Source organism: Catenulispora pinisilvae (genome assembly GCF_015356865.1).
Classification (GTDB): Bacteria; Actinomycetota; Actinomycetes; order Streptomycetales; family Catenulisporaceae; genus Catenulispora; species Catenulispora pinisilvae.
The window spans coordinates 1-24,300 of sequence record NZ_JAAFZA010000093.1 but is presented as its reverse complement, the minus strand read 5'-3'; the positions used below and the strand labels follow the sequence as shown (position 1 = coordinate 24,300).

The 24,300-nt window shown below is 70.3% G+C and carries 23 protein-coding genes; 16 read left to right on the top strand and 7 right to left on the bottom strand.

Annotated features, from left to right (window positions below):
• Nucleotides 1-25: 25 nt before the first annotated feature.
• The 3 genes from IZR01_RS24440 (at nt 26) to IZR01_RS24430 (ending at nt 3,183) form a co-directional block, all read left to right on the top strand.
• On the top strand, nt 26-1,618 hold the full coding sequence (locus IZR01_RS24440) for an acyl-CoA carboxylase subunit beta (protein WP_194894253.1): 1,593 nt from the start codon (nt 26-28) through the stop codon (nt 1,616-1,618).
• A complete protein-coding gene (locus IZR01_RS24435) occupies nt 1,615-1,902 on the top strand; it encodes an acyl-CoA carboxylase subunit epsilon (protein ID WP_323747084.1) in 288 nt (95 codons plus the stop codon). Before IZR01_RS24440 ends, IZR01_RS24435 begins: the two co-directional genes overlap by 4 nt.
• A 171-nt stretch (nt 1,903-2,073) precedes the next feature.
• On the top strand, nt 2,074-3,183 hold the full coding sequence (locus IZR01_RS24430; protein ID WP_194925215.1) for a hypothetical protein: 1,110 nt from the start codon (nt 2,074-2,076) through the stop codon (nt 3,181-3,183).
• 147 nt (nt 3,184-3,330) lie between these two features.
• On the opposite strand, the gene IZR01_RS24425 is transcribed toward IZR01_RS24430, so the two are convergent.
• Complete coding sequence (locus IZR01_RS24425; RefSeq protein ID WP_194894255.1) at nt 3,331-3,963, bottom strand: Maf family protein; 633 nt, start codon at nt 3,961-3,963, stop codon at nt 3,331-3,333.
• Nucleotides 3,964-3,992: 29 nt separating this feature from the next.
• A complete protein-coding gene (locus tag IZR01_RS24420) occupies nt 3,993-4,439 on the bottom strand; it encodes a hypothetical protein (protein WP_194894256.1) in 447 nt (148 codons plus the stop codon).
• 176 nt (nt 4,440-4,615) lie between these two features.
• Here IZR01_RS24420 and IZR01_RS24415 point away from each other — a divergent pair, with 176 nt between their 5' ends.
• From IZR01_RS24415 to IZR01_RS24400, 4 genes are all read left to right on the top strand, one after another.
• On the top strand, nt 4,616-5,518 hold the full coding sequence (locus IZR01_RS24415) for a polysaccharide deacetylase family protein (RefSeq protein ID WP_194925214.1): 903 nt from the start codon (nt 4,616-4,618) through the stop codon (nt 5,516-5,518).
• A gap of 197 nt (nt 5,519-5,715) precedes the next feature.
• Nucleotides 5,716-6,864, top strand: a complete 1,149-nt coding sequence (locus IZR01_RS24410) for a YncE family protein (RefSeq protein ID WP_194925221.1) — start codon at nt 5,716-5,718, stop codon at nt 6,862-6,864.
• 155 nt (nt 6,865-7,019) lie between these two features.
• A complete protein-coding gene (locus tag IZR01_RS24405; protein WP_194925213.1) occupies nt 7,020-7,676 on the top strand; it encodes an SRPBCC family protein in 657 nt (218 codons plus the stop codon).
• Entirely contained in the window at nt 7,673-8,083 is a 411-nt protein-coding gene (locus tag IZR01_RS24400) for an ArsR/SmtB family transcription factor (RefSeq protein ID WP_194925212.1), read from the top strand. The genes IZR01_RS24405 and IZR01_RS24400 overlap by 4 nt, the downstream gene beginning before the upstream one ends.
• Nucleotides 8,084-8,093: 10 nt before the next feature.
• On the opposite strand, the gene fdhD is transcribed toward IZR01_RS24400, so the two are convergent.
• Nucleotides 8,094-8,975, bottom strand: a complete 882-nt coding sequence (gene fdhD, locus IZR01_RS24395; RefSeq protein WP_194894260.1) for a formate dehydrogenase accessory sulfurtransferase FdhD — start codon at nt 8,973-8,975, stop codon at nt 8,094-8,096.
• 148 nt (nt 8,976-9,123) lie between these two features.
• Between fdhD and IZR01_RS24390 the strand changes: the two genes are divergently transcribed.
• The 4 genes from IZR01_RS24390 (at nt 9,124) to IZR01_RS24375 (ending at nt 14,685) form a co-directional block, all read left to right on the top strand.
• Entirely contained in the window at nt 9,124-10,992 is a 1,869-nt protein-coding gene (locus IZR01_RS24390; RefSeq protein WP_194894261.1) for an ABC transporter ATP-binding protein, read from the top strand.
• On the top strand, nt 10,989-12,872 hold the full coding sequence (locus IZR01_RS24385; RefSeq protein WP_194894262.1) for an ABC transporter ATP-binding protein: 1,884 nt from the start codon (nt 10,989-10,991) through the stop codon (nt 12,870-12,872). Before IZR01_RS24390 ends, IZR01_RS24385 begins: the two co-directional genes overlap by 4 nt.
• A 97-nt stretch (nt 12,873-12,969) precedes the next feature.
• A complete protein-coding gene (locus IZR01_RS24380; RefSeq protein WP_194894263.1) occupies nt 12,970-13,473 on the top strand; it encodes an NUDIX domain-containing protein in 504 nt (167 codons plus the stop codon).
• Between the two features lie 333 nt (nt 13,474-13,806).
• A complete protein-coding gene (locus tag IZR01_RS24375) occupies nt 13,807-14,685 on the top strand; it encodes an aggregation-promoting factor C-terminal-like domain-containing protein (RefSeq protein WP_194894264.1) in 879 nt (292 codons plus the stop codon).
• A 131-nt stretch (nt 14,686-14,816) separates the two neighbouring features.
• On the opposite strand, the gene IZR01_RS24370 is transcribed toward IZR01_RS24375, so the two are convergent.
• Nucleotides 14,817-15,710: a 2-dehydropantoate 2-reductase gene (locus IZR01_RS24370; RefSeq protein ID WP_194894265.1), complete on the bottom strand. Its 894-nt coding sequence runs from the start codon at nt 15,708-15,710 to the stop codon at nt 14,817-14,819.
• A 161-nt stretch (nt 15,711-15,871) separates the two neighbouring features.
• Nucleotides 15,872-17,371 (bottom strand): peptide MFS transporter, encoded by a 1,500-nt coding sequence (locus IZR01_RS24365; protein WP_194894266.1) that lies wholly within the window; start codon nt 17,369-17,371, stop codon nt 15,872-15,874.
• A 93-nt stretch (nt 17,372-17,464) separates the two neighbouring features.
• Between IZR01_RS24365 and IZR01_RS24360 the strand changes: the two genes are divergently transcribed.
• Entirely contained in the window at nt 17,465-18,133 is a 669-nt protein-coding gene (locus IZR01_RS24360; RefSeq protein ID WP_012785064.1) for a response regulator transcription factor, read from the top strand.
• Nucleotides 18,134-18,150: 17 nt separating this feature from the next.
• The gene (locus tag IZR01_RS24355) at nt 18,151-19,455 is read left to right on the top strand and encodes a sensor histidine kinase (RefSeq protein WP_194894267.1); all 1,305 of its coding nucleotides are present in this window, start codon (nt 18,151-18,153) and stop codon (nt 19,453-19,455) included.
• Here the strand turns inward: IZR01_RS24355 and IZR01_RS24350 are convergent.
• Together IZR01_RS24350 and IZR01_RS24345 are read right to left on the bottom strand one after the other, a co-directional pair.
• Nucleotides 19,418-19,954: a GtrA family protein gene (locus tag IZR01_RS24350; protein ID WP_194925211.1), complete on the bottom strand. Its 537-nt coding sequence runs from the start codon at nt 19,952-19,954 to the stop codon at nt 19,418-19,420. The genes IZR01_RS24355 and IZR01_RS24350 overlap by 38 nt on opposite strands.
• Before the next feature lie 54 nt (nt 19,955-20,008).
• Nucleotides 20,009-20,566, bottom strand: a complete 558-nt coding sequence (locus tag IZR01_RS24345; RefSeq protein WP_194894269.1) for a GtrA family protein — start codon at nt 20,564-20,566, stop codon at nt 20,009-20,011.
• A gap of 264 nt (nt 20,567-20,830) precedes the next feature.
• On the opposite strand from IZR01_RS24345, the gene IZR01_RS24340 reads away from it, so the two are divergent.
• The 3 genes from IZR01_RS24340 to IZR01_RS24330 form a co-directional block, all read left to right on the top strand.
• Nucleotides 20,831-21,988: a 5-(carboxyamino)imidazole ribonucleotide synthase gene (locus IZR01_RS24340; protein ID WP_194925210.1), complete on the top strand. Its 1,158-nt coding sequence runs from the start codon at nt 20,831-20,833 to the stop codon at nt 21,986-21,988.
• Complete coding sequence (gene purE / locus IZR01_RS24335) at nt 21,981-22,493, top strand: 5-(carboxyamino)imidazole ribonucleotide mutase (RefSeq protein WP_194894270.1); 513 nt, start codon at nt 21,981-21,983, stop codon at nt 22,491-22,493. The genes IZR01_RS24340 and purE overlap by 8 nt, the downstream gene beginning before the upstream one ends.
• 97 nt (nt 22,494-22,590) lie before the next feature.
• The coding region (locus IZR01_RS24330) for a serine/threonine-protein kinase (RefSeq protein ID WP_194925209.1) at nt 22,591-24,300 on the top strand (1,710 nt) is incomplete at its 3' end.

The following is a 24,300-nucleotide window of genomic DNA, read 5'->3' as shown; positions in this document are numbered from 1 at the left end:
CCTGGGTACGCATTACAGTGACCACGTGACCGACGCCGAAGCCCCCTCAAACGACGCACCCCACACCACGGCCGGCAAGCTCGCGGAGCTCCGCTCGCGCCTGGACACCGCGATCCACGCCGGCAACGAGCGTGCGGTGGAGAAGCAGCACGCCAAGGGGAAGATGACGGCCCGCGAGCGGATCGAGTACCTGCTCGACGACGGCTCCTTCATGGAGCTCGACGAGTTGGCGGTGCACCGGTCGGCGCGCTTCGGGATGGAGCGGAACCGGCCCTACACCGACGGTGTGGTCACCGGGTTCGGGACCGTGGACGGCCGCCAGGTGTGCGTGTTCTCGCAGGACGTCACGCTGTTCGGCGGGGCGCTCGGCGAGGTGTACGGCGAGAAGATCGTCAAGGTGCTGGACCTGGCGCTGAAGCTGGGCTGCCCGATCGTCGGGATCAACGAGGGCGGCGGCGCGCGGATCCAGGAGGGCGTCGTCTCGCTCGGCCTGTACGGCGAGATCTTCCGCCGCAACGTACTGGCCTCCGGCGTCATCCCGCAGATCTCGCTGATCATGGGCGCGGCGGCCGGCGGGCACGTCTACTCCCCGGCGCTGACCGACTTCGTGGTGATGGTCGACCAGACCTCGCAGATGTTCATCACCGGCCCGGACGTCATCAAGACGGTCACCGGCGAGGACGTCTCGATGGAGGACCTGGGCGGTGCCCGGACCCACAACACCAAGTCCGGCAACGCGCACTACATGGGCGCGGACGAGAAGGACGCCATCGACTACGTCAAGGGTCTGCTCTCCTTCCTGCCGAGCAACAACCTTGAGGACGCCCCGGAGTACGACGTTCCCGGCGAGCTCGAAGTCACCGCCGCGGACCGGGAGCTGGACACTCTGGTCCCGGACTCGGCGAACCAGCCCTACGACATCCACAAGGTCATCGAGCACGTGCTCGACGACGCCGACTTCCTGGAAGTGCAGTCGCTGTTCGCGCCGAACATCGTGGTCGGCTTCGGCCGGGTCGAGGGCCGTACCGTCGGCATCGTCGCCAACCAGCCGCTGCAACTGGCCGGCTGCCTGGACATCGACGCCTCCGAGAAGGCCGCGCGCTTCGTGCGCACCTGTGACGCGTTCAACGTCCCGGTGCTCACCTTCGTCGACGTCCCCGGCTTCCTGCCCGGCACCGACCAGGAGTGGAACGGCATCATCCGGCGCGGCGCGAAGCTCATCTACGCCTACGCCGAGGCCACGGTGCCGCTGCTGACCATCATCACCCGCAAGGCCTTCGGCGGCGCCTACGACGTCATGGGCAGCAAGCACCTCGGCGCCGACCTGAACGTCGCCTGGCCGACCGCGCAGATCGCGGTGATGGGCGCGCAGGGCGCGGTGAACATCTTGTACCGCAAGGAATTGGCGGCCTCAGAGGATCCGGCCGCGGAGCGGGCGCGCCTCATCCAGGAGTATGAGGACGAGTTGCTGAACCCCTACGACGCCGCCGAGCGCGGTTACGTCGACTCGGTGATCGAGCCGGCACAGACCCGGGTCTACGTCGTGAAGGCGTTGCGGGCGCTGCGTTCCAAGCGCGAGACGCTGCCGCCGAAGAAGCATGGGAACATCCCGCTGTGAGCGCCGGGACACAGGGCGTGCCGGCCGCCCCGGCCGACGCCGGGGCGCAGGCGGTGTCAGCCCCCGAAATCAGGGTCCTGAACGGTAATCCCACTGCTGAGGAAGTAGCCGTGGTGGTGGCGGTCATCGCCGCCGCGGTCGCCGGGACGGCGTCACGATCCAGTAACGATGGCGCCGCAAAGGCAAAGCGCGGCGGCTGGACCGCGAGGGAACGGAACGTGCGCGCCCCGTTGCACCCCGGTCCTGGTGGCTGGCGCGCGTCGGCGTTCCCGCAAGCCCGGTGACCGATGCGCCCGTCGGCGTACGCCGCAGGGAGTACTTAGGCAAGATCACGTCATCTGTAGGTGGATTCCCAGATTCCGCCCTAAGTCGCATCCGGTCAGTCGGGCCCTGCGGGTACAGTTAAGAGAGTTAGAGGAAAAGTTAAGGCTCGGCTAAGTGGGGGGTTCCCAGCAATGCCACAGACGACGTTCATATCCACAAAGCGTCCGGTGCGCGCGTTGACGATGACGATCGCTGTCGGCGCCGTCGCCGGGCTCTCGCTGACCGCGTGCTCCTCTTCCGGCAGCACCGGTGGGGGGACTGGCGGTAGCAAGAACCCGACCGAGGCGCTGGCGGCCGCGGTGCACAACATCAACAGCGGCAACGCCGAGGCCTTCCAGCTCTCGCTGAAGCCGGACGACGCGATGATCGCGGCGATGAACAAGGACAGCGACCCGCAGTCCGCGCAGATCGCCAAGAGCCTGTTCAGTAACGGCGGCATCGTCGTGAAGTTCACGGCCAGCTCCGACAAGCCGCTGAAGGACCTGAAGGCCGGTGAGAACCCGAACGTCGAGCTCGACCTGACGGCCGGCGGCACCGACTTCCTGGACGTCCGGATGGTCGGCGGCGCGTTGTACGCGAAGGCCAACATGCCGCAGTTCCTGCAGCTGGCCGGCAAGTCGGCCTCGGACCTGAACAGCCAGCTCAGCCAGGCCCCGGCGGACTTCCAGGCGCCGCTGCAGGCCCTGATGGCCGGCAAGTGGGTGGGGGTCAGCGCTTCGGACGTGAAGAACCTGGAGCAGATGGCGCAGAACCTCGGCAACAGCGACCTCGGCGGCTCCAGCACCGCCCCGAGCACCTCGGCCGGCACCCAGATGCTGGCCGGCATCGAGTCCAACCTGATGAAGGCCCTGACCCAGGACGCCACCGTCACGGACAAGGGCAGCGGGCAGTACGAGGTCAGCGGCAAGGTCAAGGTCATCGGCCAGGACGTGCTCCAGGCCATCACCCCGACCCTGAGCGCGGTGCCCGGCAAGTCGAAGGCGGACATCGACAAGCTCCGCCAGGGCCTGAACTCGGTCCCGGACAGCGAGAACGTCACGTTCAACGTCTGGCTGAAGAGCGGCCAGATCAGCGAACTGCAGGTGGACCTGGCGCAGTTCCTGCCGTCGAGCCAGACCGGCGGCGGTCACCTGCCGGTGGACGCCAAGTTCAGCCAGACCGCCGGCGCCGTCACCGCGCCGGGCGACGTCACCAACATCGACGTGCAGAAGCTGATGTCCTCGTTCGGGCAGGGTCTGTAAGGCGCCTCTGTAAGGCCTCGGCTCAGCCGGTGCGGTCAGCGCCGGTATGAGCCAATGTGAGCCGGTGTGTAACGTCGACGGCGGGAAGTCCCTTCCAGGGGCTTCCCGCCGTTGTCGATCACTGTGCTTGGAATCACTGCGCTGGATTCACTGCGCTGGATTCTGCCAGTACGCCGTGTAGTTGAGCCCCAACTCCGCCATCAGCTTGCGCAGCAACGGCTTCGACAGCCCGACCACGTTCGAGTGGTCGCCCTCCAGCCGGTCCACGAACGCCCCGCCGAGGCCGTCGATCGTGAACGCACCGGCCACCCGCAGCGGTTCGCCGGTGGCGACGTAGGCGAGGACTTCCTCATCGCTGGGCTCGCCGAAGTGCACGACGGTCGCGGCGACCTCGCCCGTTTCCTTACCGGTGGCGCGGTCGGCCAGCCAGTGACCGGTGAGCAGAACGCCGCTGCGGCCGCGCATGGCGTACCAGCGGGCGACCGCCTCTTCCGGGGTGTCCGGCTTGCCCAGGGCCCGGCCCTGGAATTCCAGGATCGAGTCGCAGCCGATGACCAGGGCGCCGTGGGTCTCCGGGAGCGCGGCGACGGCCTGGCACTTCGCCTTGCCCAGGGCCAGCGCGACTTCGTACGGCGTGGCGTCCGGGCCGAGCGCTTCCTCGATCGCGTCCTCGTCGACGCCGCTGACCACGACGCGCGGGTCGAAGCCGGCGCCACGGAGCAGGGCCAGCCGGGCGGGGGAGGCGGAGGCCAGGACGATCGGCGGTGGTGTCGTGGGCATGTCCCGACTCTAACGGGGCCCGGCGGCCCTCAGGCGGGCGTCGGTGCGCCGTCCACCGGGCCGGGCTCCGGCGTGGGCGCGTTCGGCGTCACCATCGCCACCGCGAGGGCGCCGGCCACCAGGACGAAGATGCCGCCGAGGATGAACAGCTGGGTCCAGCCGGTCAGCCCCGTGACCACTATCGTGACGAACAGTTGCAGGGCCGCGATCGCCATCATCAGGCCCTGCATGAAGCTGTTCAACACCATGCCGAACGCGGCCAGGATCAGGATGACCGCCCCCAGGAACAGGGCCGCGCACAGGGCCAGGTTCAGGGCGACGGCGACGATCTTCAGCAGGCCGGGACCGGCCGGGCCGAACTTGACGCCGTTGCCGAAGGCCACGAACCCGTAGAAGGCGGCGGCCACGACCAGCGTGCCCAGCGCCTCGGCGGCCAGCGCCAGGGCGCCGGCGAAGATCAATATCTTGCGTCCCACGGCTGCTCCCGCTCCCGACGACGGAGTATTGGACGATCCGTTGAAAACTACTCGCCAGTAGCGGCCGATACAAGAGGGTTGATGACTCCCGATCGGGTGAAACGCTGATCGCACTTAAGGCGGCACGCGGACCAAACACCGGAAAACGGACGGTGTCCGACCTAGGCTCTTGGCCCGTGAACGCACCGGACCGACGTACCGCGCTGCGGGCGGGGCTGGCCGTGTTGGGGACGGCCGCCGCGTCGGCCGGTCTGGCGGCGTGCTCGGACGGGAAGGCGGCGCGGACGGAACCGGCCGCGAGCCAGGGGTCCGGCGCGCGGGCGGCGGGAGCGGCGGCACCGGCGGTATCGCCGGCACCGACGTCCGCGTCCGCCCCCGGGGCCGCCTCCACGTCGCCCTCCAGCCGCACCCAAGCCGAAGCAACAGCCCAAGCCCAAGCCGAAGCAAGAGCCCAAGACCTGGCCCGGACCCAGACCCAGGCCTTCACCGAGGTCGACCACGCCGCGACCGGCCGGGCGCAGGTCGCCCTGACCTTCCACGGCGACGGCGACCCGCAGCTCGCGCAGTCCCTCCTGAAGGAGGCCGAGGCCGACGACGCCCGGCTGACCGTGCTGGCGGTCGGCCGCTGGCTCGGCGGGAATCCGGAGATGGCGCGGCGGGTCCTGGACGGCGGCCACGAACTCGGCAACCACACCGAGAACCACGTGGACATCTCCCGCCTGTCGCCGTCCGCGGCCTTCGCCGAGATCGAGGCCTGCGCGGCCCGGCTGCGCAAGCTCACCGGCTCGCCCGGCGTCTGGTTCCGGCCCTCGCAGACCCAGCACGCCAACCCGATGCTGGTCGAGCAGGCCCGCCGGGCCGGCTATCGCACGGTCCTGTCCTACGACGTGGACCCGCTGGACTACGAGGACCCGTCGGCCGCGCAGATCACCGAGCGGCTGCTGGCCGCGGTCCACCCCGGGGCCGTCGTGTCGATGCACCTGGGGCACCAGCACACGGTGACCGCGCTGCCGGCCGTGCTGGCCGGTCTGAAAGCCCGCGGCCTGGCCGCCGTCACCACATCGGAGCTGTTCTCGTGACGCCCACCCCGCGAGGCACCCACAGCGGCGGCACCGCGCCCCCGTCCCGCCAGGTGCGCATGCGCCGGGCCGCGGCCACGCTGATCGCCACCGGAGTGATCGGGGCCGGGGTCTGGGTGGCGACCGATCGCGGGGTCTGGAACGACAGCGGGGACTCCGCGAAGGGCTCGGCCCACACCGGCACCGGCATGGCCGGGATGGACACGACCGCCGGCTCGGCCGCCGCCCAAGGCGCCGCACCCCAGGCCTCCGCGATGGCGGCCTCCGGCGGCCCGCTCGCCGGCGGCTCGGCCCGAAGCGCCGGCACGCTGCGGCCCGCCGCGCTCCCCGGCATGCCCGGCTACGATCCCGCCGACCTGTACGCCTTCGACCGCGCCGGCATGGTGTCCCCGGTGATCGCCTCGGCCCTGCCGCGGGTCTACGTGCCGAACACCGAGAGCGACACCGTCACGGTGATCGACCCGGCGGACTACCACGTCATCGAGACGATGAAGGTGGGCCACGAGCCGCAGCACGTGGTCCCCTCGTGGGACCTGAAGACGCTGTGGGTCAACAACGACCTCGGCAACAGCCTGACCCCGATCGACCCCTTCACCGGCAAGGCCGGCGCGCCGATCCCGGTCCACGACCCGTACAACCTCTACTTCACGCCGGACGGCGGGTCGGCCGTCGTGATGGCCAGCATGGACAAACAGCTGGTCTTCCGCGACCCGCACACCATGGCCGTCCAGAAGGTGCTGCCGGTCCCGTGCCAGGGCGTGAACCACGCCGACTTCGCGCCGGACGGTTCGTACTTCATCGTGTCCTGTGAGTTCTCCGGGCAGCTGCTGAAGGTGGACACGAAGAAGCGCGCCCTGATCGGCGTGGTGGACCTGCCGATGCAGGGCTCGATGCCGCAGGACGTGAAGATCTCGCCGGACGGCCGGGTCTTCTACGTCGCGGACATGGTCGCGAACGGCCTGTGGACCGTGAACGGCGACGCTTTCAAGGTGACCGGCCTGATCCCGACCGGCAAGGGTGCGCACGGCCTGTACGTCTCGCGCGACTCCACGACCATGTACGTCTCCAACCGCGGCGAGGGCAGCATCACGCTGTTCGACTTCGCCACCGGCGAGCCCCGCGCGAAGTGGCAGCTGCCCGGCGGCGGCTCGCCGGACATGGGCGGCGTGTCGGCGGACGGCAAGGTGCTGTGGCTGTCCGGGCGCTACGACTCCGAGGTGTACGCGATCTCGACCACGGACGGCCGGCTGCTGGCCCGGATCAAGGTCGGGCGCGGTCCGCACGGGTTGGCGGTGTACCCGCAGCCGGGGCGGTATTCGCTGGGGCACACCGGGGTCTTCCGGTAGCGGTCCGGGCCCTTCGGCAGCGGCCTGGGCTTCTTGGTAGCGGTCCTAGCTCTTCGGCAGCGGTCCGCGGCTTTTCGGCAGCTGTCCGGCGGGTCGGCTTGCCAACTGATCGACTTCATGTTCCTCTATAAGTAGCAACTTATAGAGAGAGGTCGATGCGCATGCTTCCCAACCCCGCCGTCATCGCCGGGCTCGTCACCCGGCAGGTCCGCAGCGGATCCCGAGAGGGCGTGCCCACCAAGATCGCCGTCGCGCGCCGCACGTTTGCCACGGACCAGGCCGATCTCTGGGACGCACTGACCAACGCCGAGCGGATCCCGCGCTGGTTCCTGCCGGTCAGCGGCGAACTGCGGGTCGGCGGCCGCTATCAGCTGGAGGGCAACGCCGGCGGCACCGTCGAGCAGTGCGAGGCCCCGAAGCTGCTCGCCCTCACCTGGGAGTGGGAGACCCAGGTTTCGTGGGTGCGGGTCACCCTCAGTCCCGAGGGCGACGGCACTGAGCTGGAGCTGATGCACGAGTCGCAGGTCGATCCGGAGATCTGGGGGACCTACGGGCCCGGTGCCGTCGGCGTCGGCTGGGACCTCGCGCTGACCGGTCTGGAGCTGCACCTGTCGACCGGGAAGCCCGTGGACCCGGCCGAGGGGATGGCGTACCCGACCACCCCCGACGGAAAGGAGTTCGTCCGCACCGCCGCGACCGGGTGGGCCGATGCGGCGATCGGTGACGGGGAGGAACCGGCGGCGGCGCGTGCGGCCGCCGAGCGGACCGTGCGGTTCTACACGGTCGGCCCCGAGGACGGCTCGGCTTCTTGACCGTCTCAGGTCCGGGGGGCCTCTTCGACGCGCTGGGCGACCCGGTTCGCCGGTACGTGCTGGAGTTCCTGGCCGCCGGCGAGCAGCCGGCCGGCGGGATCGTCGACGCGGTGCGCCAGCGTACGCCGATCTCGCAGCCCGGCGTCTCGCAGCATCTCAAGGTGCTTCGCGACGCCGGGCTGGTGTCCGTGCGCGCCGACGGCAACCGTCGGCTGTACGCGCTCGACCCGCAGGGTCTGGACGCCGCTCAGGCTTGGCTCGCCCGACTGGCCGACCCGATGCGGCAGTTCGCCCAGCCTTTGGACGCGCTGGCGACCGAGGTCGCCCGTGGCAAGCGGGCCCGCCGGGCGACGGCGGCCGAACGCCCCGCCGAACAGCGGCCGGGCGGGGACGCGCGGTCTGCCTGACCGGTCCGGATCAGTCGATGATCCGCTCCGGCCCGCAGTACACGTTCGCCGTCCGCCCCCGCAGGAACCCGATAAGTGTTAACCCCGACTCCGCCGCGAGGGTCACCGCCAGCGACGACGGCGCCGACACCGCGGCCAGCACCGGGATCCCGCCGGCCACCGCCTTCTGCACCAGCTCGAACGAGGCCCGGCCGCTGACCGCCAGCACGTGCTCGCGCAGCGGCAGCCGGCCGGCGCGCAGGGCCCAGCCCAGGACCTTGTCGACCGCGTTGTGCCGGCCGACGTCCTCGCGCAGGCACACCAGCTCGCCGTCGGCGCTGAACAGGGCCGCCGCGTGCAGGCCGCCGGTCTTGGCGAAGACCTTCTGCGCCTCGCGCATCCGGTCCGGGAGGGTGAACAGGGTCTCGGCGGAGACCTTCACGTCGTCGTGCGCGACCGGCCAGCGGGCCGCGGCGTGCACGGCGTCGATGGAGGTCTTACCGCACACCCCGCAAGCGCTGGTCACGTACGAGGAGCGCCGCAGGCGCTCCTCGGGCAGCTCCACGCCGGGCGCGAGGGTCACGTCGACGATGTTCAGGGGGTCGCCGTCGGCGAAGGCCAGCGACGCCTCGCCGTCCACGTACGCCGTGGACGAACAGCCGTTGTCGGCCGAGCAGAACTTCATCCGGACCAGATCGTCCGGCGCCGCCAGCACACCCTCGGCCGTGAGATGTCCGGCCACCAGGTCGAAATCGTCGCCGGGGGTCCGCATCGTCACCGTGAACGGCCGGCCGCCGATACGCAGCTCCAGCGGTTCCTCGGCGGCCATGTGCTCCTCGCCGCCGCGCCGCCGGACCGGGCCGTCGGCACCGTCCAGGCGCACCACGCGCCGCCGTGCCGTCACCCTACTCATCGGGCTCACTCATGGGCCTCACCCACACTCGTCCCCAAGTCTTAGACTGCCAGGTTCCCCCGGTAATAGGCAAGCGATTTTCCACCACTGACATTCCTCCCTAAAAACCAGGTGAGAAGTGTCATAGGCATTCTCTACCATCCGACACATGGAGTCGACGCCAGCGGAAGTGACCAGTAAACCGAAGATCCCAGACGAACCCAGGCGCGGCGCGTTCGCCTCGCTGCGCCGCCTGACCCCCTTCATCCGCCCCTATCGCGGACAGATGGTCCTGATGACCCTGTCCGCGCTCGGGGCGACGTTGGTGGGTGTCGCCGTACCCCTGTTGACCAAGGACCTCATCGACGGTCCGATCGCGCACCACAACAAGGCAGCCCTGTGGCCACTGGGCGGCCTGGTCCTGTTGTTCGGCATCGCCGAGGCCGTGCTGTTCTGGCTCCGCCGCTGGTTCCTCCAACGCGCCGCCCTGGGCATCGAGGCCGACATCCGGAACGCCTTCTACCGCCACCTGCAGAAGCTGCCGGTGGCCTTCCACGACTCCTGGCAGTCCGGTCAGCTCGTCTCCCGCATGTCCGGCGACATCAACAGCCTGCGCCGGTTCTTCGGCTTCGCGTTGATCTTCCTGGTGGTCAACGGCGCCACCTTCCTGCTGGTCGGCGGGGCCCTGATCTTCATCCACACGGTGATGGGCCTGATCATCTACGCCGCGTCGGTCCCGCTGATCCTCTACGGCCGGCTGGCCGACCGCCGCTACCACCGGCAGTCCCGGGCCGCCCAGGACCAGGCCGGCGACGTCGCCACCCTGGTCGAGGAGTCCGCGCTGGGCATCCGCGCGGTCAAGGCGTTCGGCCGTCAGGGGCTGCTCTACAGCCGCTTCGACGAGCACGCCAAGACCCTGCGCTCGCTGGAGCTGCGCAAGATCAGGACCCTGTCCGAGCTGTGGGCGATGTTCGCGCTCCAGCCGCAGCTGGTGCTCTCGCTGTGCGTGCTCATCGGCGCCTACGCGGTGTCCTCCGGCGCGCTGACCCTGGGCACGCTGGTCGCCTTCATCTCGCTGTACCTGACGCTGCTGTGGCCGATCGAGTCCATGGCCTGGCTGATGGCGCAGAGCCAGGAGGCGAACTCCGCGGCCGAGCGGGTGCTGGAGGTGCTGGACATCGTGCCGAACATCGCCGACGCCGAGGCCGTCGCGCACTCGCGTCCCGCCAGCGCCGGTGAGCTGGTCTTCGAGAACGTCAGCTTCACCTACCCGAACTCCGACCGGCCGGTGATCTCCGGGTTCGACCTGCGGGTCGCGGCCGGTGAGACGGTCGCGCTGGTCGGCCCGACCGGCTGCGGCAAGACCACGCTGACCGCGCTGGTGCCCCGGCTGTACGACACCACCTCCGGACGGGTGCTGGTGGACGGCGTCGACGTGCGCGAGCTGCCGCTGTCCGAGCTGCGCAGCAAGGTCGCGTGCGCCTTCGAGGACCCGACGCTGTTCTCCGCCTCGGTGCGCGAGAACCTGACCATGGGCGTCCCGGACGCCAGTCAGGAGCAGGTCGAGGAGGCGCTGGCGATCGCGCAGGCCGACTTCGTCAACGAGTTGCCGTGGGCGCTGGACACCCGGGTGGGGGAGCAGGGGCTGACGCTGTCCGGCGGGCAGCGGCAGCGGGTCGCGCTGGCGCGCGCCGTGCTGGGCCGGCCCTCGATCCTGGTGCTCGACGACCCGCTGTCCGCGCTGGACATCCACACCGAGGGCAAGGTCGAGGAGGCGCTGCACAGCGTGCTGCGCGGGACCACCGGCCTGGTGGTCGCGCACCGGCCGTCCACGGTGCTGCTGGCCGACCGGGTGGTGCTGCTCTCCCCGCCCGGACCGGAGGGCACGACGATCGCGGCCGTCGGTACGCATCAGGAGCTGTTGCGGACCTGTCCGGCCTACCGCGACATCCTGTCGCAGACCTCTGATCTGGTCGACGCCGCGGACGAGTCCGAGCCCGACACCTGTGACAGCGAACTCATGGAGGTGTCCCGATGACCACGACGACCACCGACTGGCGGGGCGTCGCCACCGAGAAGAAGGACGACCTGCCCGACAAGGCCGGCATCCGGCTGCGGGCCCGCAGCCGCCGGCTGCTCGGCCAACTCGTCCGCCCGCACCGCCGGGAGCTGGCCTTCTGCGCCGGCATGGTGCTGGTGCAGACCGTCTTCAACATGGCCGGGCCCTACCTGGTCTCGGTCGGCATCGACCACGGCATCCCGGCGCTGCGGCGCGGGGACTGGGGCCCGATCACCGCGGTCTTCGTGGCGATGATCGTCTCAGCCGTGCTGGCCTCGGGCCTGCGCGCGATCTTCCTGAACAAGGTCGGGCGCATCGGCCAGACCATGCTGCTGAACCTGCGCCGCATGGTGTTCACCAAGTTCCAGGCGCTGCCGCTGGCGTTCCACGAGAACTACACCTCCGGCCGGGTCATCAGCCGGCTGACCTCCGACCCGGACGCCCTGAACGACCTGATCGACAACGGTCTGGACGGGCTGCTCGACGCGCTGCTGACGGTGGCCGGCATCGGGGTCATGATGGCGGTGCTGGACATCCCGCTGACCCTGGTGGTGGTGCTGGCGTTCCCGGCGATGCTGTTGCTGATGCGCTGGTTCTCGCGGCACTCGGCGGCGGCCTACCGCCGGACCCGCGAGGCGATCGCGGCGCTGATCGTGCACTTCGTCGAGACCTGCAACGGGATCCGCGCGGTGAAGGCGTTCCGCCGCGAACCGCGCAACGAGGAGATCTTCGGCCAGCTGAACAACGAGTTCCGCTCGGCCAACGCCCGCGCGATGAACCTGCTGGCCATCTTCATCCCCGGGATGAAGACCATCGCGGCGCTGGTCACCGCGGCCGTGGTGATCTACGGCGGCCTGCGGGTGATGGACGGGAACATCCAGATCGGCGTGCTGGTCGGCTTCGTCCTCTACCTGCGGCGGTTCTTCAACCCGCTGGAGGACATCGCGATGTTCTACAACTCCTTCCAGAGCGGCACGGCGGCTCTGGAGAAGCTGTCCGGCGTCCTGGAGGAGGCCAACGAACTCCCGGAACCGGCCGAGCCGAAGCCGCTGCCCGCACCGTTGCAGGGCCGGGTCTCCTTCGACGGCGTGACGTTCGCCTACCCCAAGCGTGAGTCGGACGCGACCTCCGCCTCCGGCATCGAGGCCGAGGACATCGGAACCGGCGGCAAGGTGATCCTGCCCCTGCTGAACCTCGACGTCCCGGCCGGCCAAACGGTGGCCCTGGTCGGCGCGACCGGCGCCGGCAAGTCCACCCTGGCCCGCCTGCTGTGCCGCTTCTACGACCCGCAGGACGGCGCCGTACGCGTCGACGGCGTGGACGTGCGCGACCTGGCCGACACGGACCTGCGGCGCGCGGTGGTGATGGTGACGCAGGAGAACTTCCTGTTCGCCGGTTCGGTCGCGGACAACATCGCCTTCGGCCGCCCGGGCGCCACCCGCGCCGAGATCGAGCACGCGGCCAAGGCCATCGGCGCGCACCAGTTCATCAGCGCCCTGCCAGAAGGCTACGACACCGACGTCAAGAAGCGCGGCGGCCGCCTGTCCGCCGGCCAGCGCCAACTGGTCGCCTTCGCCCGCGCCTTCATCGCCGACCCGGCGGTCCTGGTCCTGGACGAGGCGACGAGCTCCCTGGACGTCCCCAGCGAGCGCATGGTCCAGCGCGCGCTCCGCACCATCCTCGCCGACCGCACCGCCCTGATCATCGCCCACCGCCTGTCCACGGTCGAGATCGCGCACCGTGTCCTGGTGATGGAGGACGGCAGCATCGTCGAGGACGGCGAACCCGAGGCGCTCCTCGAGGCCGGCAGCGGCCGCTTCGCGGGACTGCACCAGGCTTGGCGGGAGTCTTTGGTGTAGAGCCGGCCGCGCCGAACCCGCCTGGTTCGGTAAAGCAGGACGTGGCCGGTGTCGTCTCCGCGGAGACGACACCGGCCACGCTTTGTAGGGTTCTGCGATGACCGAATTCCTGCCGCCGGCCGAGCACTACGCCCGCCTGCCGAAGAACATCGCCGGCGCCGGAGTCGTCCTGCACGACGACGCAAACCGCATCGTCCTGGTCCGGCCGCTCTACCGCACCGACACCTGGGAGATCCCAGGCGGCGCAATGGATCCCGGCGAACACCCCTGGGAAACCGCACGCCGCGAGCTCAACGAGGAACTGGGCCTCGACCGCGTGCCGGGCCGCCTACTAGTCGTGGACTGGGTCCCCGCTTTACCCGACGGCAGACCACCGCTGGCCAACTTCCTCTTCGACGGCGGCACCGTCACCGAGGACTGGCTCACCGCGAATGTCCTTGTCCAGCAATCGGAACTCGCCGAGTGGCGGCTCGCGGACGAGGGCGAGCGGGAGACTTTACTCATGCCGTTGTTGGCCCGGCGCCTCCGCGCGTGTGTTGCCGCGCTGGCTGATGGCGGTGCGCGCTATCTGTACGACGGCCGTTCCAACCCACGACTTTGAACCCCGCTTTACCCCCACCCCCCAACTCCATTCACCCTCCGCCGACCTCAGTTGCATGACGCCGATGCCCAGCCGTCTGCACGTGCGTCCGGCGCGTGCGCGTGACCGGCAACGCCGCTGGTGACCGGCCTGATGACCACGCAGCGCACGGGTTTCGGCTCCGCTGTGTAGTGCCAAGAGTCGGCAAAGTCCCGGTCATCTTCGGGCCGTCCCCATTGAGACCCGACCGTGACCTCCGGCAGATTGGCCACCCGACAGGCCTCGCGCGGGCGTTCGAAAACGAGCTTCCCCACAGCCCGCGCTCAGGAGGCGAAGTACGGCGGAAGGTCTCTCTTGTCCGGCATATCTGGCTCCGGCCCCGGCAGGCACGTCGCGAGCCACGCCAAGCCCGGGGCGGTGAGCAACGCTAAGGGCAAGGTCAAGACCGCGGCCGCGGTGACCAGTGTGCTGGCGGTCAGCGGCGGTGTGGCCACCGCGTACCACATGCATCAGGGCGGCCTGCGGAACAGTGCCGAGGCGGCGTCTCAGGACTCGAATACCGGCGCGGCGATCGCCGCCGCGAACGCGCTGGCCGCCGCGCGGGACGGCAACGCCGCCGCGAACCGCGACTTGCAGCGGCCCGGGCTGGCGCAGACCTCCACCCCCGGCACCCCGGCGCCGACCTCCGGCAGTTCGCTGCCGGCCGCGGACAAGGGCCCGACCCCGGAGAACTCCTCGACCTCCTCGCTGGCCGTGCTCGCGCCCCCGCCGCCGACGTCCACCTCGACGTCGACCACCCGGCCGCCGCTGCCCAGTCAGTCGCCGACCCCGGTCAAGACCACGCCCACGCCGGTCAAGACCACGCCGAAGGCGCCGAGTTCCAGTTCCAGCTCCAGCGGTTCGGGCTCCAGCGGCTCCTCGTCGAACATGGGCTACGACGCCACGCCGGAGCAGGCGAAGGCGATCGCCGAGCAGATCGTCCCGTCGAGCCAGTTCCTGTGCTTCTCGAACATCATCGAGCGCGAGTCGAGCTGGGACCTGCACGCCACCAACTCCTCATCCGGCGCCTACGGCCTGGGCCAGGCCCTGCCCGGCTACAAGATGGCCTCGATGGGCTCGGACTGGCGCAACAGCGCGCTGATCCAGATCAAGTGGGCACTGTCCTACATGACCGGGCGCTACGGTTCGCCGTGCGCCGCGTGGGCCTTCTGGCAGGCCCACGACTGGTACTGACGTACCGACCAGGCGATCCGGGACCCCACATCCGCGCCGCCGGCCCCGAGCCGGCGCCGGACCCGGGTGGCCGCAAGACCGCCCCGCAGCCGTTCCCCCCACCGGTACGCGGGCGGACCAGGAAGGGTGCGTCAGCCGTCTGAGGCGGCGGCGAGCAACGGGACCAGCACGTCGGACACCGGCGTCGGGATCCCGTGCCGCCGCCCCAGGCGGCGTACCACCCCGTTGCGCGCGTCCCATTCCAGTTCCCGGCCCGCCAGCCGGTCGAACAGGATCGAGGACCCGATGTCCGGGGCCATCGCCTGGAAGATGCCGACCAGCGCCTCGGCCTCGCTCTCCGGCAGCGCCGCCCCCTCGGCCCGGGCCACCGCCAGGGTCTCGGTCGCCAGCGCCAGCGCCAGTTCCCTGACATCGGGACGCTGATACACCACGGCCCGCTTCCCGGCGGCGGCCATCAGGCCGGCGATCGCGTTCGTGGTGAGCTTGCGCCAGGCCGCGGTGGTGAAGTCCGCGACCAGGGCCACCTGCACCGCCGGCGCCCCCTCCAGCAGCCGGGCGAACTCCTCGCCGTCCGGACCCGCCGGGACCTGGATCATCGAGGAGATGTTGTTGCGGATGGTGACCTCGCCGGGCCCGGTCGGCTCGGCGCTGATCCAGACGATGGCCGGCAGCACGTGCGCGTCGTTCGCGTACGGCGCGACCCGCTCGATGTGCTCCACGCCGTTCTGCAACGCGACGACCGTTGTACTCGGCTTGCACAGCGCGTCCAGGTACCCGGCGGTGCCGTCGGTCTGCTGTGCCTTCACCGCGAGCAGCACCCACTCGGCCGGCCCGGCCACCTGGTCCGGCGAGGTGAGGATCGGGGCCTCCAACTCGGTCACGGTGCTCGTGACGTCGTCGACCACCCGCAGCGCCCCGGGATCGCGCCGGGCGCACAGCGTGACGGAGTGCCGCCCCGTCTGCTGCGCCGCGAGTGCCGCGACCGAACCGATAGCGCCAGGCCCCACCACCGCTATGTCCGCCATGGACCAAGAGCGTATTGCGTCCTGACCACACCGCGCGAGGTGGCAGCAGGTTACGATCAGGCACTGCTGGTCACGATCAGGCACTACTGGCGAGTTCAGACCCGAGTGCAGACCGAGTCCAGACCCGAGCCCAGGCCCCTTGCGCGGGCCGTGCCACCCGGCTATCGCACGTCTCCCATCAGCCGGTTGATGACCGGGGCGGCCAGGAACACCAGCACCCCGATCGCGGCCGCCACCAGCCCCAGCGACAGGAAGTAGCTGAAGTCGCTCATCGTCGTGCTGAGCTTCGTGACGTAGACGTTGAGCGCGTTCCCGGTGGCCGTGGCCAGGAACCACAGCCCCAGCATCTGCCCGGCGAACCGGGGCGGGGCCAGCTGCGTGGTCACCGACAGGCCGACCGGCGACAGGCACAGCTCGCCGATCGTCTGGAGCAGGTAGGCGACCGCCAGGAAGGCGATCGAGACCCGGTGCGTCGGCGTGGCGTCCTTGCCCGCGATGCTCATCACGAAGAACGAGCAGCCGATCACCACCAGCGCGATCGCGAACTTCACCGAGGTGCGCGGGGCCCGGTCGCCGAGCCGCTGCCACATCCAGGCGAAGATCGGCGCGAACACCATGATGTAGAAGGGGTTCGCGGACTGGAGCCACACCGAGGGCATCTCCCAGCCGAAGATGTGCAGGTCGGTCTTGTCGGCGGCGAACAGGTTGAGCTGGCTGCCGGACTGGTCGTAGATCATCCAGAACACCGTGGCGCCGACGAAGAAGGCGACGAACGCCAGCAGCTTGGGCCGCTCCTCGGGCCGCAGCCCACCCCGGCTGAATAGGTACCCGAAGTAGACGAACGGCGTGGCGATGATCGGCGCGGCCAGCCCGTCGGCGAACGCCGAGACCGACCACTCGGTGATCGCCATCCAGCCCAGCACGATCGCCAGCACGATGACGACGATCACCGCGCCCGCCTTCAGCGAGCGCTGAAGCTCCGGCGGCGTGATCGGCTTGGGCGGCCGCAGCCCGACGGTGCCCAGGTGCTTGCCCTGGACGATGTACCAGATGACCGCGAACGTCATGCCGATCGCCGCGCACCCGAAGCCCAGGTGGTAGTTGATGTGCTGGCCGACCCAGCCGGCGGTCAGCGGCGCCAGGAAGGCGCCCATGTTGATCGCCATGTAGAAGACCGTGAAGCCGGCGTCCCGCCGCTTGTCGTGCTCGTGGTAGAGCCCGCCGACCTGCGCGGAGATGTTCGGCTTGAGCAGCCCGGTGCCCAGCACGATCAGCCCCAGGCCCACGAACGCGGTGGCCGAGGTCGGGATCGCCATCACATAGTGGCCCAGCGCGATGATGATGCCGCCCCACAGCACCGAGCGTCTGGCGCCCCAGATCCGGTCGGCGATCCAGCCGCCGGGCACCGCCATCAGGTACACCAGGCTGTTGTAGATGCCGTAGAAGCTGTTTCCGGCCTCCTGGGACAGCCCGAGGCCGTGGTGGGCCGCGGTGTCGGTGAGGAACAGGACCAGCAGCCCGCGCATGCCGTAGAAGCTGTAGCGCTCCCAGAACTCGGTGGCGAACAGCGTCTGGAGCCCCTTGGGGTGACCGAAGAACGCCCGGTCCTCATCCTGCGGCGGCAGGCCCTGCGCGGGGGACGGAACGTTGTGGGTCGTCATGCGTTCGGTGCTTCCCGGAGCAGATCCCCGCATTACAGACAATGCTCCAGATGGGGGAGCGACAGCAGGTCCACCCCGATTACCATCACACTCATGACCCGAGTACTGCTCGCCGAGGACGACGCCGCCATTTCCGAACCGCTGGCGCGGGCGCTCCGACGTGAGGGCTACGAGGTCACCGTCCGAGCCGACGGTCCAGGGGCGCTATTGGCTGGTCAGAGCGGCGTCGACCTGGTGGTTCTGGACCTGGGCCTGCCCGGCATGGACGGCCTGGAGGTCTGCCGCCGGCTGCGCGCCGACGGACACACCTTCCCGGTGCTGGTCCTCACCGCGCGCGCCGACGAGGTTGACACCGTGGTCGGGCTGGACGCCGGCGCCGACGACTACGTCACCAAACCGTTCCGGCTGGCCGAACTGCTGGCCCGGGTCCGGGCCCTGCTCCGGCGCGGCACCCCGGACCTGGGCAACGGCGTGCACGGGGTGCGGATAGACATCGAGTCGCACCGCGCCTACCTGGGCGACCAGGAGCTGAACCTGACCGCCAAGGAGTTCGACCTGCTGCGGGTGCTGGTCCGCGAGGTCGGCCGGGTGGTCACCCGGGACCAGCTGATGCGCGAGGTCTGGGACACCACCTGGTGGTCCTCCACCAAGACCCTGGACATGCACATCTCCTGGCTGCGCAAGAAGCTCGGCGACGAGGCCTCCCGCCCCCGGTTCATCACCACCGTGCGCGGCGTCGGCTTCCGCTTCGAGCGCGGTTAGCGCCGGGTCCGACTGCCGTGCGCCGCCGCCTGGTCTCCTCCACGTTCCTCGTGGTGATGATGGTCGTCATCCTGCTCGGTGTGCCGCTGGCGGTGCTGGAGGTGCGCTCGGTGGACACCAGCCTCAAGACCGTGCTGGCCACCGAGGCCCGCACCCTCTCCGAGACGGTGTCGATGCAGGTCAGCAAGGCCAGCCCGAACGGCACCACGGCCGCGCCGCTGGGCGACTACGTGCTGAACTGGCAGCGGATGATCGCCCCCGACCACGCCGCGGTGATCGCCGTGGACGGCCAGAGCCCGGTCGCGGTCAACGCGCTGCCGGCCAACACCGCGACGTTCACCGCCACCTACTCGGTGGACCACGTGCTGGCCAACGTCGGCGTGCACGTCACGGTGCAGGCCACCCGGGCCCCGGCCGACCAGCAGATCCGCCGGACCATGTACCTGATCGGCGGAGTGGCGCTGGCGGTGCTGGTGGCCGCCACCGGCCTGGCCTACCTGCAAGCGCGCCGGCTGACCAAGCCGCTGGAGGAGCTGGCCGCCACCGCCGAGCGCCTGGGCTCCGGCGACCCGCGGCCCCGGCACCGCCGCTACGGCATCAGCGAGCTGGACCGGGTCGCCGAGGTCATCGACAGCTCGGCGGACCGGATATCGACCATGCTGGGCGCCGAGCGCCGGCTGGCCGCCGAGGCCTCGCACGAGCTGCGCACCCCGCTGGCCGCGCTGTCCATGCGGCTGGAGGAGATCATCACGCTGGCCGACGACCCGCAGACCGTGCGCGACGAGGCCGAGGTGGCGCTGTCCCAGGTGGAACGGCTCACCGACGTGGTGCAGCGGCTGCTGACCACCGCGCGCACCCACCGGCGCTCGGACCTGGCGGTGCCGATCGAGGTGGACACCGTGATCCGGCAGCAGGTCCACGAGTGGCGCCCGGCCTACCAGTCGATGCGGCGCGGGATCGTGGTCTCCGGCGAGCGCCGGCTGATGGCTATGGCGACCCCCGGGGCGTTCTCCCAGATCCTGTCCACGCTGCTGGAGAACTCGCTGATCCACGGCGCCGGCACGGTCACCGTGCACACCCGCGCGGTCGGCGGCTCGGTGGTGGTCGAGGTCGGCGACGAGGGCGAGGGCATCGCCCCGGACCTGGAGGCGAAGCTGTTCCAGCGCGGCGCCTCCTCGCGCGGGTCCACCGGGCTGGGCCTGGCGGTGGCGCGCGAGCTGGCCGAGGCCGACGGCGGCCGGCTGAACCTGGTGCTTCAGCGTCCGGCGGTGTTCGCCGTCTTCCTCACGGAGCACTCGCCGTTGTCGGTGATTGCGCGCTGAACCCGTCGTCGTCGCCGTTCGGGCCGGCGGCGGGACCGGTGTCGGACTCGGTGCCGGGCCCGGCGCCCCCGGACTCGGGGAAGACGAACAGGTGCGAGGTGGTGAACCGGAACACTCCGGCCACCGGCAGCCCCAGCACGAACTTGGCGACGTTGGCCGCGGCGATGCTGTGGAAGCCCAGCACCCGGTCGCCGACGAACACGAAGCTGTTCTCGATGATCAGGCCGACCAGGCTGATCAGGGCGAACATCGCCATCTCGCGGCGGCGGGCGTCGGCCGGCCGGTCGCGGAACACCCAGTAGCGGTTGCCGATGTAGGCGGTGACGGTGGCCACGCAGGTGCCGCCGATGGAGGCCACGGTGTGGCTCAGCCCGGTGTACTTCCACAGCAGGTTCGAGCTGCTGACGTCGGCGGCCACCCCGATCGCGCCGACCACGCCGAACTTGAGCATCTCGGCGTAGAGCTTGCGGACTGTCGAGGTGACCTTGGCAACGAGCACAGGAGGATTATCTACTTCGGATATCTACTTCAGAACCGGCAGGGGCGGGAGGCGTCAGCGGCCCGCGGTCTCCGGGACCGGGCGCTGGTGCGCGTGCGCCGTCGCGTTCGCGTGCCCGTTCGTCGGCGCCGCCGTCGGGTACAGCGGCGTGGTGGCCGCGGCCGGGATGACCTCGGGCTCCTCGACGGTGCCCTCGGGGAAGACGAAGGTGCGGTAGCAGTACAGGCGGAAGAGCATGCCCAGCGGCATCCCGAAGACGTAGCTGGCGACGTTCATCGCGAGCGTGCCGTCCTGGCCCAGGCCGTACTTGCTGATGAAGACGAACATCACCTCGATGACCGCGGCGACGCCGTTGATCAGGAAGAAGAAGATCATCTCCCGATGGCGGTCGATCTTGTCGCGATCCTTGTACGTCCAGTAGCGATTACCGACGTACGCCACGCAGGTGGCCACGACAGTCGAGACGACCTTGGCGAAGATCTGCTTGCTGGGGGCCGCGGCGATGTAGGCGTTGAATACGCCGAAGTTGACCACGAACGCGATCGCGCCGATGGCCCCGAACTTCCCCAGTTCGTGGACGAGGTGCTCGAAGCGGTTGTACAGAGAACGCACGACCGTCACGCTTGCCACCTGTCTTCCATTGGTTTTCTCCTAGCGACCCGAGGGTACCGTCCCTATCTGGGCCGCTTCGACTGCTGAGCGGGAAACCTCCGTTAAATCTACTCATCGCGACGTAGCTGTGACATTAGGCGGCACCCATTCGTGGAGTATGGCGAGAATTGTCGCTACTCACCGCCGGTCATTGTGTCCAGACGCGGAACCGAATCCGGCCGACGTGCGTCAAAGCCGCTGCTCGGGTCACCGTAGACTCAGCTGGTGAGCTTTCCGGTGGTAGGAGTCGTCGGCGGCGGCCAGCTGGCGCGCATGATGCAGCAGGCCGCGATCGGTCTCGGGGTCGAGTTGCGGGTGCTGGCCCAGCGGTCGGATGATCCGGCGGCGCAGGTGGTCCCGGGCACCGTGATCGGCGACCACCACGATCTGGACGCGCTGAAGTCCTTCGCCGCCGGTTGCGACGTGCTGACCTTCGACCACGAGCACGTCCCCACCGACTTCCTGCACGAGCTGGAGGCCTCCGGCGTCGCGGTGCGGCCGGGCGCGGCCGCGCTGGTCTACGCCCAGGACAAGGGCCTGATGCGGCAGAAGCTGTCCGGCCTGGGCCTGCCCTGCCCCGCGTGGGCGCTCATCTCCTCCGATGACGACCTCGCCGACTTCGGCGCGGCCGTCGGCTTCCCCTACGTCCTGAAGGCCACCCGTGGCGGCTACGACGGCCGCGGTGTCTGGATGGTCGACGACCTGGACGCGGCCAAGGCGGTGCTGGCCGGCGCCGCCGAGCGCGGCGTGCGGCTGCTGGCCGAGGCCAAGGTGCCGTTCGTGCGTGAGCTGTCGGCCCAGGTCGCGCGCTCCCCGCACGGCCAGGCCGCGGCCTACCCGGTGGTGGAGTCGTTGCAGATCGACGGCATCTGCCGCGAGGTCTACGTGCCGGCGCCGGGGCTGTCCGAGGCCGCGGCCGTGGAGGCGCAGCGGATCGCGCTGACGATCGCCAAGGAGCTCGGCGTCACCGGGATGCTCGCGGTGGAGCTGTTCGAGACCGCGGACGGCTCGGTGCTGGTCAACGAGCTGGCGATGCGGCCGCACAACTCCGGGCACTGGAGCATGGACGGCGCGGTCACCGGCCAGTTCGAGCAGCACCTGCGGGCCGTGCTGGACCTGCCGCTGGGCCAGGTGAAGCCGGTCGCGCCGGTGGTGGTGATGGCCAACGTGCTGGGCCTGGACCTGCCCGAGGTCTACCCGGCGTACAAGCACGTGATGGCGCACGACCCCGGGGTCAAGGTGCACATGTACGGCAAGGCCGTGAAGCCGGGCCGCAAGATCGGGCATGTCAACGTTCTGGGCCTGCCGGGCCGCACCCTCGACGACACCGTCGAGCGGGCCCGGCACGCCGCCGCTTACCTGCGAGGAGAGATTGATGAGTGAGCCGGGCGCCGCGCCCCTCGTCGGGATCGTGATGGGCTCGGACTCGGACTGGCCGGTGATGAAGCTGGCGGCCGAGGCGCTGGCGGAGTTCGAGATCCCCTATGAGGCGGACGTCGTCTCGGCGCACCGGATGCCGCGCGAGATGATCGCCTACGGCGAGAACGCCGCCGGCCGCGGCCTCAAAGTCATCATCGCCGGCGCCGGCGGCGCCGCCCACCTGCCGGGCATGCTCGCCTCGGTCACCCCGCTGCCGGTGATCGGCGTCCCGGTCCCGCTGAAGTACCTGGACGGCATGGACTCGCTGCTGTCGATCGTGCAGATGCCGGCCGGCGTCCCGGTCGCCACGGTGTCGGTCGGCGGCGCCCGCAACGCCGGCCTACTGGCCGCCCGCATCCTGGCGTCCCATGATTTGGAGCTTCTGGGCGCGATGCGCGCCTTCCAGGACGACCTCAACGCCCAGGCCACGGCCAAGGGTGCGGTTCTGCGCACCGTTAGGGCAGAGTAGGCCGCGCGCGTCGCCTTCGGCCGGGGTAAGAGAGGACACTGGTCTAATAGGGGGAATCTGCCTCTGGGCACGCGCGACGACTATGGGGGAGTAGTTAGTGGACGCCAACCGACCCGCTCCGGGGCCCGGCGGCTACGGCGGCCTGGGCGCCGGGAGCATCGTCTCGAAGAACATCCAGCCGCTGCTGGAGGCCGATCCGCGGCAGATCGGGCCGTATTCGGTGCGGGGGCGTCTGGGTCAGGGCGCGATGGGCAGCGTCTACCTCGGGTTCGCCCCCACCGGGCAGGCCTTCGCGCTCAAGGTGCTCCGCCAGGACTTCGCCTCGGACCGGGACTTCCGCAAGCGCTTCACCCGCGAGATAGCCGCGGCCCGCGCCGTCCACTCCCCGTTCGTCAACGCCGTCACCGACGCCGACCCGAACGCCGCCACCCCCTGGCTGGCGTCCTACTTCATCCCCGGCCCGCCGCTGAGCGCCGCGGTCCAACTCGCCGGCCCCTTCTCCCCGCGCTCCGTGGCCCACCTCGGCGTCGGCATCGGCCTGGCCCTCCAGGCCATCCACACCGCGGGCATCGTCCACCGCGACCTGAAGCCGGCCAACGTCCTGGTCGCCTCCGACGGCCCGCGCGTCATCGACTTCGGCATCGCCCGCGCCACCGACGCCAGCATGCTCACCGCCACCGGCATGCGCCTGGGCACCCCCAGCTTCATGGCCCCGGAGCAGGTGGCCGGCGCGGACGTCGAGGCCCCGGCCGACGTCTGGGCGATCGGCGGCATGCTCATCTACGCGGCCACCGGCCGCACCCCCTTCGGCGACGGCAACGCCATGGCGATCCTGTACCGCGTCGAGAACCACGAACCGGACCTCCAGGGCCTCGAACCGGCCCTGGCCCACATCGCCAGGCGCTGCCTGACCAAGGAAGCGGCCGACCGCCCCACCCCGACCCAGCTCGTCGAGATGTGCCGCGCCGCCCTCAGCGGCGGCCTCGAAGGCCTGCCACCGCTGCGCGGCTCCGACGTCACTGGCTGGCTGCCCTCAGCGGTCTCGCGAGACCTGGCCGCCCGCGCGGTGGAGCTGGCTAATATCGGGCACCTGGTGCCCGCCCCTGTTCCGGCTCCGCCGGCCGGTGGTGGTACTGGCGGCGGTACTGGCACCGGCGGCGGCGGGATGAGCACGGGCGGCGCGGGCTCGACGGGAGCCGGCGGCAAGACCGGCGGCCTCGGAGGATTCTTGCGACGCAAAGGCGGAGGGCAGACCCACGCTGCCCCCGCGACGGGGGCGCCTCAGAGCGGGCAGCCCGGCGGACAATACAGTCAGGGGGCTGCGATGGGTGGCGGGCAGGGTCAGTACGGTCAGCCGGGTGAGCAGACCGGCGGGGGCCAGTACGGACCCGGGCAGCCGGGTGGCGGGTATCCGGGGCAGGACCCGAATGACCCGAATGGGACTGGTGGGCAGTACGGGGGGCCTGGCGGTACTGGGCAGATGCCGCCGACTCAGCCTGTTCAGCCTGCCCAGCCCGGTCAATATGCGGCGCAGCAGCAGGGTGCATTCGGTGGGCAGGGCGCCGACGGCCAGTACGGGGCGCCTACACCGCAGGTCTACGGTGCCCCGGACGCGGGTGGCCAATATGGTGCTCAGCCCCCGGCGGGCGGCACCGGCCAGTTCGGCGGCCAGCAGCAGGGCGGTTATGGCAGCCAGTACGGCGGTCAGCAGCAAGGCGGTCAGCAGCAAGGCGGCCAGTTCGGTACGCAGCCCCCTGCTAGCGGCGCCGGCCAGCAGGGCGGTTTCGGTGCCCCCGGCACCCAGCCC

Excerpts from the sequence above, each read along its gene's own strand:
- IZR01_RS24430 (WP_194925215.1), top strand. The coding sequence starts at position 2,074 with ATGCCACAGACGACGTTCATATCCACAAAGCGTCCGGTGCGCGCGTTG.
- IZR01_RS24425 (WP_194894255.1), bottom strand. The coding sequence starts at position 3,963 with ATGCCCACGACACCACCGCCGATCGTCCTGGCCTCCGCCTCCCCCGCC.
- IZR01_RS24410 (WP_194925221.1), top strand. The coding sequence starts at position 5,716 with ATGGACACGACCGCCGGCTCGGCCGCCGCCCAAGGCGCCGCACCCCAG.
- IZR01_RS24405 (WP_194925213.1), top strand. The coding sequence starts at position 7,020 with ATGCGCATGCTTCCCAACCCCGCCGTCATCGCCGGGCTCGTCACCCGG.
- fdhD (WP_194894260.1), bottom strand. The coding sequence starts at position 8,975 with ATGAGTAGGGTGACGGCACGGCGGCGCGTGGTGCGCCTGGACGGTGCC.
- IZR01_RS24390 (WP_194894261.1), top strand. The coding sequence starts at position 9,124 with ATGGAGTCGACGCCAGCGGAAGTGACCAGTAAACCGAAGATCCCAGAC.
- IZR01_RS24385 (WP_194894262.1), top strand. The coding sequence starts at position 10,989 with ATGACCACGACGACCACCGACTGGCGGGGCGTCGCCACCGAGAAGAAG.
- IZR01_RS24380 (WP_194894263.1), top strand. The coding sequence starts at position 12,970 with ATGACCGAATTCCTGCCGCCGGCCGAGCACTACGCCCGCCTGCCGAAG.
- IZR01_RS24370 (WP_194894265.1), bottom strand. The coding sequence starts at position 15,710 with ATGGCGGACATAGCGGTGGTGGGGCCTGGCGCTATCGGTTCGGTCGCG.
- IZR01_RS24365 (WP_194894266.1), bottom strand. The coding sequence starts at position 17,371 with ATGACGACCCACAACGTTCCGTCCCCCGCGCAGGGCCTGCCGCCGCAG.
- IZR01_RS24360 (WP_012785064.1), top strand. The coding sequence starts at position 17,465 with ATGACCCGAGTACTGCTCGCCGAGGACGACGCCGCCATTTCCGAACCG.
- purE (WP_194894270.1), top strand. The coding sequence starts at position 21,981 with ATGAGTGAGCCGGGCGCCGCGCCCCTCGTCGGGATCGTGATGGGCTCG.